Raw genomic sequence first — 13,106 nt, forward strand, 5'->3', positions numbered from 1 at the left:
TCTAAGCACGAAACTTGCCCCGAGATGAGTTCTCCCTGAGACTTTAAGTCTCCTGAAGGAACGTTGAAGACGACGACGTTGATAGGTCGGGTGTGTAAGCGCAGCGATGCGTTGAGCTAACCGATACTAATGAACCGTGAGGCTTAACCTTACAACGCCGAAGATGTTTTGGCGAAGAGACAGACACGATTTTCAGCCTTGATACAGATTAAACAGAATTTGCCTGGCGGCTTTAGCGCGGTGGTCCCACCTGACCCCATGCCGAACTCAGAAGTGAAACGCCGTAGCGCCGATGGTAGTGTGGGGTCTCCCCATGTGAGAGTAGGGAACTGCCAGGCATCAAACAAGTGAAGAGGCCATCCGAAAGGATGGCCTTTTTGCGTTTATACGCTGCACAAACTGATCCCCCATCACCCTGCTTATACGGTAAACTACCTGCGTTTTTGCATCAGGATAGCGTCTATGAACCACTCCCTTAAGCCATGGAATACCTTTGGCATTCAACGCAATGCTAATCAAATTGTACGTGCCGATACTGCACAGCAGCTGCTGGATGCATGGCAAAACGCGACAGAAAATAACGAACCCGTACTGATTCTGGGCGAAGGAAGTAATGTCCTGTTTCTCGATGATTTTGCGGGAACGGTGATCGTTAACCGCATCATGGGAATTGATGTGGTAGAGCGTGCCGATAGCTGGCACGTGCACGTGGGTGCCGGAGAAAACTGGCATCATCTGGTGCAATTTACCCTCGAAAAAGGGATGCCGGGTCTGGAAAACCTTGCGCTTATTCCAGGCTGCGCCGGATCGTCACCTATTCAAAACATCGGCGCCTACGGCATCGAACTGAAACACGTCTGTGAATATGTCGACTGCATCGAGCTGGCGACCGGAACGGCGACGCGTTTAACCGCAGAACAGTGCCGTTTTGGCTATCGTGACAGTATCTTCAAACATGAATATCAGGATCGCTACGTGATTGTCGCCGTGGGTTTGCGTCTGTCGAAGAACTGGCAGCCCGTATTGACCTACGGGGATTTAACGCGTCTCGATCCGGCGACCGTTACCGCTCGCGACGTCTTTGACTCGGTTTGCCATATGCGGATGACCAAGCTTCCCGATCCAAAAGTAAACGGAAATGCAGGAAGCTTCTTCAAAAACCCGGTTATCAGCAGCGAAAATGCAAAAGTCTTTCTTGAAGGATGGCCCGCAGCGCCACATTACCCTCAGACGGATGGCAGCGTGAAGCTGGCCGCGGGGTGGCTCATCGATCAATGCCAGCTAAAAGGCACTTCAGTAGGCGGTGCCGCCGTTCACCAACAGCAGGCCCTGGTGCTGATTAACCAGCGCGATGCGACCAGCGACGATGTGGTACAGCTGGCTCACTACGTTCGCCAGCGTGTCGGCGAAAAATTTAACGTCTGGCTGGAGCCAGAAGTCCGCTTCATTGGTCGCACAGGTGAAGTCAACGCTGTGGAGACTATCGCATGAAGGACAATACGGTCCCGTTAACCCTGATTGGTATCCTGGCGGACGGTGAATTCCATTCCGGCGAGCAGCTGGGTGAACAGCTGGGCATGAGCCGCGCCGCCATTAACAAGCATATCCAGACGCTCCGTGACTGGGGTGTTGATGTATTTACGGTTCCCGGAAAAGGCTACAGCCTGCCGGAGCCGATTCAGTTGCTGAATGAAGACGCGATCCGCAGCCAGATTGGACACGGCAATGTGGCGGTGCTACCGGTGATTGATTCGACGAACCAGTATCTTCTGGATCGTCTGCCTGAGCTGAAATCCGGCGATGCCTGCGTTGCTGAATATCAACAGGCCGGTCGCGGCCGTCGTGGCCGCAAATGGTTTTCACCCTTTGGCGCTAACCTCTATCTGTCCATGTACTGGCGACTCGATCAGGGCCCGGCCGCTGCCATTGGCCTGAGTCTGGTCATCGGCATCGTCATGGCGGAAGTGTTGCACGATCTGGGGGCTGATAAAGTACGCGTAAAATGGCCAAACGACCTCTACCTCAACGATCGTAAACTTGCCGGGATTCTGGTCGAACTGACGGGAAAAACGGGCGATGCGGCGCAAATCGTCATTGGTGCAGGCCTCAATATGGTGATGCGCAATGTCCAAAATGATGTGGTGAACCAGGCCTGGACTAACCTCCAGGAGGCGGGGATCGTCATCGATCGTAACACCCTTGCTGTACGTATGATTAAAGAGCTGCGCAGCTCGCTCACGCTTTTTGAGCAGGAAGGGCTGGCACCGTTCCTGTCTCGTTGGGAAAAGTTGGATAACTTCATCAACCGCCCGGTGAAATTGCTGATCGGTGATAAAGAGATCTACGGGACTTCCCGCGGTATTGACGCTCAGGGCGCGCTGCTTCTGGAACAGGATGGCGTGATCAAACCCTGGATGGGCGGTGAGATTTCCCTGCGAAGTGCCGAATAACCGGATGGAGTGAACGATGCGAAAACCCGTCTGCGCGACGCTGGCCGTCATGATGAGTCTGCTGTTCTCACCCCTCTCTCAGGCGGGTCAGGCCTGGGAGAGTTACAAGGCGCGCTTTTTCAAACCGGAAGGCCGCATTGTCGATACCGGCAATGGCGGCGTGTCGCATACGGAAGGTCAGGGCTTTGCCATGCTGATGGCAGTGGCCAACGACGATAAGGCCACGTTCGATAAGCTCTGGCAATGGACAAACCGTGAGCTGAAGAACAAAGAGAACGGACTGTTTTACTGGCGCTATAACCCCGCAGAGTCCAACCCGATCGCCGACAAAAACAACGCTGCCGATGGCGATGTGCTGATTGCCTGGGCGCTGCTTAAAGCCGATGCCCGCTGGCATGACAAACGCTACAGCGCCGCATCGGATGCTATTACAAAAGCGCTGGTCGCCCATAGCGTCATCCGCTATGCGGGTTACCGCGTGATGCTGCCCGGCGTCCAGGGATTTAAGCTTGACGGTGAAGTGGTTCTTAATCCTTCCTATTTTGTGTTTCCGGCCTGGCAGGCCTTCGCCGGACGCAGTCATTTGCCGGTCTGGCGCGATTTGATTAAGGACGGGGAACGCCTGCTGGGGAAAATGGGCTCGGGTAAAGCGAACTTGCCCACTGACTGGGTTTCACTGACATCAGGTGGCAAGCTGGCTCCCGCTAAAGGCTGGCCACCGCGAATGAGCTATGACGCGATTCGTATTCCGCTGTACGTTGCCTGGTCTGATAAACAAAGTCCGCTCCTGACGCCGTGGAAGGCCTGGTTCGGTCAGTTCCCCCGGGAACAAACGCCCGCCTGGGTTGACGTGACGACTAACGAATATGCGCCCTACATGATGGAAGGTGGTCTGCTGGCGGTTAGGGATTTAACGATGGGACAGTCTTCCGGAGAACCCGAAATCACGTCTAAGGACGACTACTATTCGGCAAGTCTGAAAATGCTGGTGTGGATTTCAGCGCAATAATAACGCACTGGCTATCCCCTCTCCCCGATGGGGAGAGGGGTAAATCAGTTACTGTGGATACGGTACCCAATCCCCGCCGTTCAGGCGAACGTACGGTTTGTTCTGATACTGAATCACTACCGCGTTGGCGTTCTCCGAGACTTCTGCCGTTTGTGGCAGTTTGCTGGTGAGCTGGTCCCAGTTCACGCTATCTTCCACAAAGAGTTTCCCGTCAACGGCGCGGGCAACCAGTTCTGAGATTGCCAGATAGCTGGTTGGCTGCGTAATCTCTATTGGCGCGCCCTGATGCGGTGCCTTCATACCAAAGAATTTAATGCCTGCAGGTACGTTGGTAATCGACGGGCTTGGGATATCACGCAGACCTGACACCTGCATTCTGTCACCTTTCAGCGCACCACCGTGCTCAGGCACCACAACCACCATCACTTTACGGCCTGATTTTTCCAGCTCCGTGAAGAACGCGTCCAGCTCGTCGAAGAACTTCTGCGCACGCACTTTATAATCTGCCGTTTTGCTCACGCCCGGGAAATGGTTACCGTCGTGGAGCGGCAGGGTATTAAAGAACGTCGCGCTGCGTGGATTACTGTCTTTTTCGATGGTCTGCAGCCAGCGTTCCAGGACGGCGGTATCGTCATAGACGGGCGAGCCGTCGAAGCCCAGCAGAGAGACAGGAAGACCGGTTTGGTCCATCAGCGGTGACTGCATACCACCCTGTTCGCGCACTTCTTTCAGGAAGTTACCGAACTGACCGTTATGTCCCAGCATCAGATGCTGCGTAAAGCCCAGCTTGGCGAGGTTATCGAACAGATAACACTGGTTGCCGGCGGGTTGATACAGATTCTTATGCGATGTCTGACCGCAGCTTGCACGCAGGAGGCGGATGGCCGCCGGGCCGCTGTAGGAGGTGGCAGAGTTGAAATCTTTAAACTGAATGTCGAAATGAGACCACAGCGGATGAGACATCAAACCGGCTGCATCCACATCGGCCCAGGAGAGAGAGCAGATGTTGATCACCAGCAGTTCAAACGGCTGAGCATCCGCCGGCAGCGCATCCGGGAATTTCGTCTGTCGCTTGTCTTCCGCGGTATAGAAACTGGAGAGCCAGGCGTTCAGGTTGGTTGAGGTCGGCGGTGCTGTCTGGGTTGGGATATCACCCACCACTGGCGTATCGCCTGCCGTGGTGACGGTGGCCGCCGCGCTTCCCCCGGTGGTGGTCACCGTGGTGGTCGGTTGACCGGCAGGCCACAGCGAAAAGTTTGGCCCAGCCAGGGTCAGCACGTTAAGCCAGATCATAATCGCGACGACAAACACCGTGACGCGGATCCACTGTGACAGGAACAGCCAGGCAACCAGCAGCACAAATACCGCGCCTATCATCTGCCAGTTAATAAACCGCTCGGTCAGATCGAGGACATAGCTGGCGCTAAAGCCCGCCACCTGGGACCCCTGGCTCATAATGCTGTCCGGCCCCGGTAGCCAGGTATCATGCCAGAACAGCGCAAAGCCGACGGGGATGGCAACCCAGTGACGTAAGCGATGCAGCCTGATATTTGGCAGCGGCATCAGCAGGAAGGCCATAAACACGAGGTTGAGTAGAGGATGGAAATTCAGATAGCCTGCCCAAAGCAGACCAAACTTCACCAGAAAGTAGAAGTTCCAGCCGGAAAGGCCGCGCCAGTATTGCCAGAGCGGCGAGGGTGACGAAGCGGTATAGGTAGAATTAGTCATGTTTTCGGTCTGCCTTGACGTGTGATGCCCGTGTCAGTGTTCCGGCTGGTTTTACGTAGCGAGGTTTTATAAACAGCACTCTGGCCGTATCACGGATACGGCGTATGGAATGACGCGCATAGTAGCCAAGCGGGAAAAAGATCAGCGCACAGAATATAACCAGTTGAATAATATCGCTGATATTCATGATGATGCGTTCTCCGCGTTGTCTGTTAATAAGCGAAGGGGTTCCGGCACCCGACGCCAGACGTGTCCATCATGTCTGGCATTGAGGATCGGTTTGGCATCGCTCTTGATAGCGAGCGGTTTAACCCATTGTTCAGGCTGAAGCGCACGCATCTGCACCAGCTCCGCGCTGATCGTATTATCTTCGAACCAAATCATACGGTTCGAGAAAATATCCCCGGTAGGCAGAGGGAAGATGTGGTTAAGCGCCGTATCGAGATCGTTTACCCGGCAGAAGGACAAAAACAGCACCAGGCGATTGTCGCCAATGGTCATGATGTCCCCTGTACGGTTCGGGCGGCATAAGGTAAGCGCCTGTTCAACGCGGATACCCGGAACAGGGCGCAGGGCAACCATAACCCCTTTTCCGTCAGCTGGAAGAAGCGTATTGCTCATCATGTTGCCGACGGCGTCGCAGAAGGTATCCCATTTTTGGTATCCGCGCAGCTTCATCGGCTGCGTCATGGAGAGCAGCGTGGAAATGTCTTCCGGAACATGGCGGCTAAACTGCTGGCCCTGAACGCTTTCGATAAGCGTCAGGCAGCGTGATAATGGCGCATTCCAGGGAATAACCATATTGGCGCCGCAACCCAGAAGCAGGCGCTCATCGGTGGCGCGCAGGCTGGTATTGTTTTCGCGTACGATGATTTTTAACGCACTGCCGCGCTGGCGGCGCAAGGTGTGGATTTGCCTCGCCAGCGTCTCAATCTGGTTATTCTGCATCAGCGAGAAAATAATCGTTGCCGCCTGGGTTGTGCGCGCTTCATGGAAGAGGGTTTCGTTAGATTCAAACAGTGACCAGTTTTCCGACAGGGCAGGTGCTCCCTCTAAAACCGCGATATGGCTCAGAATGCGTTTTTCATCACTGCGCGGTTGCACCACGGTTTCTTCCTGCTGCGCCAGGTGCCACTTACCCTCGATATGTTTCAGCGTAAGTTGTTGCCTGGCGCTCACACCTTTTTCATTACACCAGAATGCAATATCGTAGAGATAGCTTCCCGCCTGGTCACGAACGCTTGCCAGACCGAACAGGGAGCGATATTCACCCATTAAAAGTGAGAATAGCTTGTCATTATTACTGCCGGGATTGACTATCAATAGCGTGCAATTTTGAAATTTTGCCCATTTATTGATTTTTTCCAGCCACGGCAGCAGTTTTTCAGAAGGGATATTTTGCAGGACGTTATTTGCGCATTTAAGGATCACTAAATAGTGATCCGGATCAATAGTGCACTGAACGTCGCGGGACAAAAAGTATAGACTATCGGCATCCGATGTCATGGAAAATAATCGCACCGTCTGAGGCCCGCAATCGTTTTCCAGCGTGATAATTTTCTTCGGATCTTCGCCCATGCTAATGACGGCCACGCGGGAATCCTTATCCTGGGCAGCAATTGTCTGGTTTACCAGACTGATAGCATCTTCATTTCGGTCCGTATTAATCCACCAGACTCCTCCGACTGGCATGTGGCTCAATTCGTCCCATAATGACTGGATGCCAATAGAAAATATGGAGTCCACGGTGTCCCTCTTTTCGTCTAATTTATCTGTATCTCAGTTTACTAGCGAAAGCGTAGAAATAAACCTAACATTGAAATTAAAGAACATCAGATTTAGCATGTAAATGAAATTTGTCAGGGCAGGAAGCCCCGCAACTTCTTTAGCGTGCGATTTTCCTCAAAGGGATGGAAAAAGAATGGATAATAACGAACCCGGAACCCCAGTCGATTCGACCCTGGGTTACACATTCCAAAACGATTTTCTGGCGCTGACGCAGGCCTTTTCTTTACCTGAAATAGATTACACCGATATTTCCCAGCGGGAACAGTTGGCCGCGGCTATTAAACGCTGGCCGTTATTAGCTGAATTCGCCCATCAACATTAAGGGAGCCATTGATGGCCATACTCGGATTACAGGGTGTCCGTGGCGGTGTGGGTACCACATCTGTTACCGCGGCGCTGGCGTGGTCATTACAGCTTTTAGGTGAATCGGTGCTGGTTATTGACGCCTGCGCCGATAATTTGCTGCGTATGTCGTTTAACGTCGATTTTACTCGCGAAGAGGGCTGGGCCCGTGCGCTGCTCGACGATAAAGACTGGCAGGATGCAGGGATGCGCTATACCTCCCAGCTCGATCTGCTGCCGTTTGGTCAACTGACCACCACGGAGCGCGAGAATGAAGCCGCGTATCAGCGTCTGTTTTCGCAGTTCACATTGGCGCTGCAGACCCTGAAAGAAAAGGGGCACTACAAGTGGATCCTGCTGGATCTGCCGCACGGCGCCGGCACGCTGACCAGACAGCTTATTGCCCAGTGCGATCATGTGCTCTCGATCGTCAACGTCGATGCGAACTGCCATATCCGCCTGCATCAGCAGGGGCTACCTCAAAATGGCCATATCCTGATTAACGATTTGCGCATTGGCAGCCAGATCCAGGACGATCTGTATCAGGTCTGGCTGCAGAGCCAGCGCCGCCTGCTTCCCATTGTCATCCATCGTGATGAGGGCATGGCGGAATGCCTTGCGTCGAAGCAACCGCTCGGCGAATACCGTAGCGATTCACTGGCGGCAGAAGAGATCCTGACGCTGGCTAACTGGTGTCTGCTGAACTTCGCCAACAGGGCGGAGCATGCAGGGAGTGATGTATGAGTCGTCTCGCCAGCTGGTTACTCATCCCACCGGTCAGTTCGCGTTTGAGCGAACATTACCGGCATTTTCGCCGTCACGGCGCGTCGGCATTCAGCGCCGCGCTCGGCTGTTTCTGGATGATTCTGGCCTGGATGTTTATTCCACTCGAACACCCGCGCTGGCAGCGCATACGTGCCCGGCACAGTGAATTGTATCCGCACATTAATCCTGACCGTCCGCGTCCACTGGATCCGGCGCGTTATCTCATTCAGGCCATCTGGCTGGTGGCGACCTCATCCCGCGCGGAGACAAAAACGCCGCACTGGCGCAGTTTCTCCCGCGTGCAGCAGCTACGTGAACGCTACCACCAGTGGCTGGATAAACTGCCCAACAGCGTCAGCGATAAGACCAGCCATCTGGATAACCATAAAGAGCTCGGGCATCTCCACCCGGGCTTGCGGCGTTTTATCCTCGGCGTGATCGTCGTGTTCTCGCTCATTCTGGCGCTGGTCTGTATTACGCAGCCTTTCAACCCTCTGGCGCAGTTCACCTTCCTGATCCTGCTGTGGGGCGTGGCGCTGTTGGTCCGCCGTATTCCGGGCCGCTTCTCGGCGCTGATGCTGATTGTGTTGTCGTTGACCGTCTCCTGTCGCTACATCTGGTGGCGTTATACCTCGACGCTGAACTGGGACGACCCGGTGAGTCTGGTGTGCGGCCTGGTGCTGCTGTTTGCTGAAACCTACGCCTGGATTGTGCTGGTGCTGGGCTATTTCCAGGTGATTTGGCCGCTCAACCGCCAGCCGGTTCCGCTGCCAAAGGACACCACCCAGTGGCCAACCGTCGATCTCTTCGTGCCGACCTACAACGAAGACCTGAGCGTGGTGAAGAACACCATCTATGCCGCGCTGGGCATCGACTGGCCGAAAGATAAGCTCAAGGTCTGGATCCTGGATGACGGCAACCGTCCGGCATTCCGCCAGTTCGCAGAGGAGGTCGGCGTCGAGTACATCGCCCGTCCGACGCACGAACATGCTAAAGCCGGGAACATCAACAACGCGTTGAAGTATGCCACCGGGGAGTTTGTCTCGATCTTTGACTGCGACCACGTGCCGACGCGCTCGTTCCTGCAGATGACCATGGGCTGGTTCCTGAAGGAGAAAGAGCTGGCGATGATGCAGACGCCGCACCACTTCTTCTCGCCGGACCCGTTTGAACGTAACCTTGGCCGTTTCCGTAAAACCCCGAACGAAGGCACGCTGTTCTATGGCCTGGTGCAGGACGGAAACGACATGTGGGATGCCACCTTCTTCTGCGGCTCCTGTGCGGTTATCCGCCGTAAACCGCTGGATGAAATTGGTGGCATCGCCGTCGAAACGGTCACCGAAGATGCGCATACCTCGCTGCGCCTGCACCGTCGTGGCTATACCTCAGCCTATATGCGCATTCCGCAGGCTGCCGGTCTGGCAACGGAGTCACTGTCGGCGCACATTGGTCAGCGTATTCGCTGGGCGCGCGGGATGGTGCAGATTTTCCGTCTCGATAACCCACTGATCGGGAAAGGGCTCAAGCTGGCGCAGCGTCTCTGCTACGTCAACGCCATGTTCCACTTCTTATCCGGTATTCCGCGGCTGATCTTCCTGACCGCGCCGCTGGCGTTCCTGCTCCTTCACGCTTATATCATCTACGCCCCGGCGCTGATGATTGCGCTGTTTGTTCTGCCGCACATGATCCACGCGAGCCTGACGAACTCGAAGATACAGGGTAAATACCGCCACTCCTTCTGGAGTGAAATCTACGAAACGGTGCTGGCCTGGTACATCGCACCGCCGACGATGGTGGCGCTGATTAACCCGCATAAAGGGAAATTCAACGTCACCGCGAAGGGCGGTCTGGTGGAAGAAGAGTACGTCGACTGGGTGATCTCCCGTCCGTATATCTTCCTGGTACTGCTGAATATCGTTGGCGTCATCGCCGGTATCTGGCGTTACTTCTACGGCCCGGAAAACGAAATCCTGACCGTCTTCGTGAGTATGGCCTGGGTCTTCTACAACCTGATTATCCTCGGCGGCGCGGTGGCGGTGTCGGTGGAAAGCAAGCAGGTTCGTCGCGCGCATCGCGTTGAAATCTGCATGCCTGCGGCGATCGCCCGTGAAGATGGCCATCTCTTCTCCTGTACCGTGCACGACTTCTCTGACGGCGGTCTGGGGATCAAAATCAACGGCCAGGCGAAGGTGCTGGAAGGGCAAAAAGTTAACCTGCTGCTTAAGCGCGGTCAGCAGGAGTATGTCTTCCCGACGCAGGTTGTTCGCGTGGCGGGCAATGAAGTCGGTCTGCAGCTGATGCCGTTGACCAAAAAGCAGCATATCGATTTTGTGCAGTGTACGTTTGCCCGCGCGGATACGTGGGCTCTCTGGCAGGACAGCTTCCCGGAAGATAAACCTCTGGAAAGCCTGCTGGATATTCTGAAGCTGGGGTTCCGTGGCTATCGTCACCTTGCAGAATTTGCCCCGTCGTCGGTGAAATTAATTTTCCGGTCACTTACTTCGCTGGTTTCCTGGGTCGTGTCGTTCATTCCTCGTCGTCCTGAGCGGGATGAGGCGAAGCAGGCGGACCCGGTTATGGCTCAACAATGATGATAACGCGATGAAAACAAAACTTTCCTGGTTATGTGCAGTGGCAATGGGGATGAATGTCCTCCCCGCAACAATGGCTAACGCCGCTCCTGGTAATGCAGCGGCAACGCCTGCGCCAACGGTACCTGTCGTCGCGCAAGCAACCGATCCGGTTGTCACCGCGGCACCCGGTCAAACGGAAAACATCATGCCGAACCAGCCAACGGAGGGGAATACCCTGCCGGCAGACGGTCAGGTCATCGGGCAGGTGATGCCGGGCGTCCGGGGGGCGAATGCGCCCGTCGTCGCAGACAATGCGCCGTCACGGGACGTGAAGCTGACCTTCGCGCAAATTGCGCCGCCTCCGGGCAGCATGGTGCTGCGCGGTATCAACCCTAACGGCGGCATTGAATTTGGCATGCGCAGCGATGAGGTCGTCTCTAATGCGGTGCTGAACCTTGAGTACACCCCGTCACCGTCGCTGCTGCCGACCCAGTCTCAGCTGAAGGTCTACCTGAATGATGAGCTGATGGACGTCCTGCCGGTCACGAAAGAGCAGCTGGGCAAGAAAACCCAGGCTCAGGTGCCGATCAACCCGCTGTTCATCACCGACTTTAACCGTATCCGTCTGGAATTTGTCGGTCACTACCGCGATGTCTGCGAAAACCCGGCCAGCAACACGCTGTGGATGGACGTCGGGCGTAACTCCTCGCTGCAGCTGACCTACCAGTCGCTGGCGTTGAAAAACGATCTTTCGGCCTTCCCGGTTCCGTTCTTTGATCCGCGTGATAACCGTCCGCTCACGTTGCCGATGGTGTTTGCCTCTTCCCCGGACGTGACCGAGCAGCTGGCGGCCACCATCGTGGCGTCCTGGTTTGGTTCACGCGCGGGCTGGCGCGGCCAGAGCTTCCCGGCGATGTATGACAAGCTGCCGGACAGAAATGCCATTGTGTTTGCGACCAACGCGAAACGCCCGGCCTTCCTGCGCGATCATCCGGACGTCAAAGCGCCGACCGTTGAGATGATAAGCCATCCGGAAAACCCGTACGTGAAGCTGCTGGTGGTCTTTGGTCGTGATGATAAAGATCTGGTGCAGGCAGCAAAAGCCATTGCCCAAGGCAACGTCCTGTTCCGCGGCAACAGCGTGGTGATAGATGAGGTCAAACCGCTGCTGGCGCGTAAACCGTATGATGCGCCAAACTGGGTGCGTACCGACCGTGCGGTCACCTTTGGCGAGCTGAAAACCTATGAAGAACAGCTGCAGGCGACGGGGCTTGAGCCAGCGCCGATTAGCCTGTCGCTGAATCTGCCGCCGGATCTGTACCTGTTACGTACCAACGGCATTGATATCAATCTGAACTACCGCTATACCGCGCCAGCCACCAAAGACAGCTCGCGCATGGATATCAGCCTCAACAACCAGTTCCTGCAATCCTTCAGCCTGCAAAGCACGCAGGATACTAACCGCCTGATGCTTCGCCTGCCGGTGCTGCAGGGGCTGCTGGACGGTAAAACGGATGTTTCCATTCCGGCACTGAAGCTGGGTGCGATAAACCAGCTGCGCTTTGACTTCCAGTACATGAACCCGATGCCTGGCGGCTCGGCGGAAAACTGCATCACCTTCCAGCCGGTTCAGAACCACGTGGTGATTGGCGATGAGTCGACCATCGACTTCTCGAAGTACTATCACTTCCTGGCGATGCCGGACCTGCGCGCGTTTGCTAACGCGGGCTTCCCGTTCAGCCGCATGGCCGATCTCTCTGAGTCCATTGTGGTGATGCCAAAAGCGCCAAACGAAGGGCAGGTCACGACCCTGCTGGACACCATGGCGACCGTTGGGGGACAAACAGGATTACCGGCGATTAACGTCACGTTGACGGACGATGGCAGCCAGATTCAGAACAAAGACGCTGACATCATGGTGATCGGTACCATTCCCGATAAGCTAAAGGATGACAAGCGTATCGATCTGCTGGTGAAAGCGGCCCAGTCCTGGGTTAACACGCCGCTGCGCCAGACCGAGTTCCCGAGCATTATGCCGGATGTGAACGACCGTCAGGCCAGCGCGCAGACGACGGTAACGTCTCAGGGGGCGATGGCCGCAGTGGTGGGCTTCCAGTCCCCATACAACGAACAGCGCAGCGTGCTGGCTCTCCTTGCGGACAGCCCGCGCGGGTATGAACTCCTCAATACGGCCATGAACGACAGCGGTAAACGTGCCGCGATGTTTGGTTCCGTGTCGGTGATCCGTGAGTCCGGCGTCAATAGCCTGCGCGTGGGCGATGTGTACTACGTGGGCCATCTGCCGTGGTTTGAACGCCTGTGGTATGCGCTGGCTAACCATCCGGTGCTGCTCGCCATCCTGGCTGCGGTCAGCGTGGTCTTGCTGGCATGGGTGCTGTGGCGTCTGCTGCGTATCATCAGCCGTCGTCGTCTGAACCCGGATGAGTAAGA

Annotated in this window: 10 protein-coding genes and 2 rRNA genes; 9 read left to right on the forward strand and 3 right to left on the reverse strand. The window is 55.6% G+C overall.

All coding sequences use genetic code 11. From position 1 onward, the window contains the following. The 5 genes from BM007_RS19525 to BM007_RS19545 form a co-directional block, all read left to right on the forward strand. A 23S ribosomal RNA gene (locus tag BM007_RS19525) occupies window positions 1-151 on the forward strand; the annotation flags it as partial. Window positions 152-222: 71 nt separating this feature from the next. Next, window positions 223-338: ribosomal RNA gene (gene rrf, locus BM007_RS19530) — 5S ribosomal RNA — on the forward strand. A gap of 124 nt (window positions 339-462) precedes the next feature. Next, a complete protein-coding gene (gene murB / locus BM007_RS19535; RefSeq protein WP_048992969.1) occupies window positions 463-1,491 on the forward strand; it encodes a UDP-N-acetylmuramate dehydrogenase in 1,029 nt (342 codons plus the stop codon). After that, window positions 1,488-2,450 carry a bifunctional biotin--[acetyl-CoA-carboxylase] ligase/biotin operon repressor BirA gene (gene birA / locus BM007_RS19540; protein ID WP_048992968.1) on the forward strand — a complete coding sequence of 321 codons (963 nt, stop codon included), beginning with the start codon at window positions 1,488-1,490 and terminating at the stop codon, window positions 2,448-2,450. Before murB ends, birA begins: the two co-directional genes overlap by 4 nt. 16 nt (window positions 2,451-2,466) lie before the next feature. Next, complete coding sequence (locus BM007_RS19545) at window positions 2,467-3,459, forward strand: family 8 glycosyl hydrolase (RefSeq protein WP_090420483.1); 993 nt, start codon at window positions 2,467-2,469, stop codon at window positions 3,457-3,459. A 48-nt stretch (window positions 3,460-3,507) separates the two neighbouring features. Here BM007_RS19545 and bcsG read toward each other — a convergent pair whose 3' ends face one another. From bcsG to bcsE, 3 genes are read right to left on the reverse strand one after another with little or no spacing between them, the layout of a single operon-like run. Beyond that, on the reverse strand, window positions 3,508-5,187 hold the full coding sequence (bcsG, locus tag BM007_RS19550) for a cellulose biosynthesis protein BcsG (RefSeq protein ID WP_090420487.1): 1,680 nt from the start codon (window positions 5,185-5,187) through the stop codon (window positions 3,508-3,510). Beyond that, complete coding sequence (bcsF, locus tag BM007_RS19555; protein WP_024908822.1) at window positions 5,180-5,377, reverse strand: cellulose biosynthesis protein BcsF; 198 nt, start codon at window positions 5,375-5,377, stop codon at window positions 5,180-5,182. The genes bcsG and bcsF overlap by 8 nt, the downstream gene beginning before the upstream one ends. Further along, entirely contained in the window at window positions 5,371-6,933 is a 1,563-nt protein-coding gene (gene bcsE / locus BM007_RS19560) for a cellulose biosynthesis c-di-GMP-binding protein BcsE (protein WP_090420490.1), read from the reverse strand. The genes bcsF and bcsE overlap by 7 nt, the downstream gene beginning before the upstream one ends. A gap of 175 nt (window positions 6,934-7,108) precedes the next feature. Between bcsE and bcsR the strand changes: the two genes are divergently transcribed. The 4 genes from bcsR to bcsB are packed head-to-tail and all read left to right on the forward strand — an operon-like array spanning window position 7,109 to window position 13,104. Next, window positions 7,109-7,297: a cellulose biosynthesis protein BcsR gene (gene bcsR / locus BM007_RS19565; protein WP_024908824.1), complete on the forward strand. Its 189-nt coding sequence runs from the start codon at window positions 7,109-7,111 to the stop codon at window positions 7,295-7,297. A gap of 11 nt (window positions 7,298-7,308) precedes the next feature. Then, window positions 7,309-8,061 carry a cellulose biosynthesis protein BcsQ gene (gene bcsQ / locus BM007_RS19570; protein WP_024908825.1) on the forward strand — a complete coding sequence of 251 codons (753 nt, stop codon included), beginning with the start codon at window positions 7,309-7,311 and terminating at the stop codon, window positions 8,059-8,061. Continuing rightward, on the forward strand, window positions 8,058-10,673 hold the full coding sequence (bcsA, locus tag BM007_RS19575; RefSeq protein WP_032648216.1) for a UDP-forming cellulose synthase catalytic subunit: 2,616 nt from the start codon (window positions 8,058-8,060) through the stop codon (window positions 10,671-10,673). Before bcsQ ends, bcsA begins: the two co-directional genes overlap by 4 nt. Before the next feature lie 10 nt (window positions 10,674-10,683). Continuing rightward, window positions 10,684-13,104: a cellulose biosynthesis cyclic di-GMP-binding regulatory protein BcsB gene (bcsB, locus tag BM007_RS19580; RefSeq protein WP_090420493.1), complete on the forward strand. Its 2,421-nt coding sequence runs from the start codon at window positions 10,684-10,686 to the stop codon at window positions 13,102-13,104. The last annotated feature ends 2 nt before the right edge of the window (window positions 13,105-13,106 follow it).

The sequence above is a fragment of the Enterobacter sp. NFIX59 genome (genome assembly GCF_900113755.1).
In the GTDB taxonomy this organism is placed as follows: Bacteria; Pseudomonadota; Gammaproteobacteria; order Enterobacterales; family Enterobacteriaceae; genus Enterobacter; species Enterobacter pseudoroggenkampii.

Bases quoted from the DNA above. Each gene is read 5' to 3' on its own strand.
- murB (WP_048992969.1), top strand. From the start codon at position 463: ATGAACCACTCCCTTAAGCCATGGAATACCTTTGGCATTCAACGCAAT.
- birA (WP_048992968.1), top strand. From the start codon at position 1,488: ATGAAGGACAATACGGTCCCGTTAACCCTGATTGGTATCCTGGCGGAC.
- BM007_RS19545 (WP_090420483.1), top strand. From the start codon at position 2,467: ATGCGAAAACCCGTCTGCGCGACGCTGGCCGTCATGATGAGTCTGCTG.
- bcsG (WP_090420487.1), bottom strand. From the start codon at position 5,187: ATGACTAATTCTACCTATACCGCTTCGTCACCCTCGCCGCTCTGGCAA.
- bcsR (WP_024908824.1), top strand. From the start codon at position 7,109: ATGGATAATAACGAACCCGGAACCCCAGTCGATTCGACCCTGGGTTAC.
- bcsQ (WP_024908825.1), top strand. From the start codon at position 7,309: ATGGCCATACTCGGATTACAGGGTGTCCGTGGCGGTGTGGGTACCACA.
- bcsA (WP_032648216.1), top strand. From the start codon at position 8,058: ATGAGTCGTCTCGCCAGCTGGTTACTCATCCCACCGGTCAGTTCGCGT.
- bcsB (WP_090420493.1), top strand. From the start codon at position 10,684: ATGAAAACAAAACTTTCCTGGTTATGTGCAGTGGCAATGGGGATGAAT.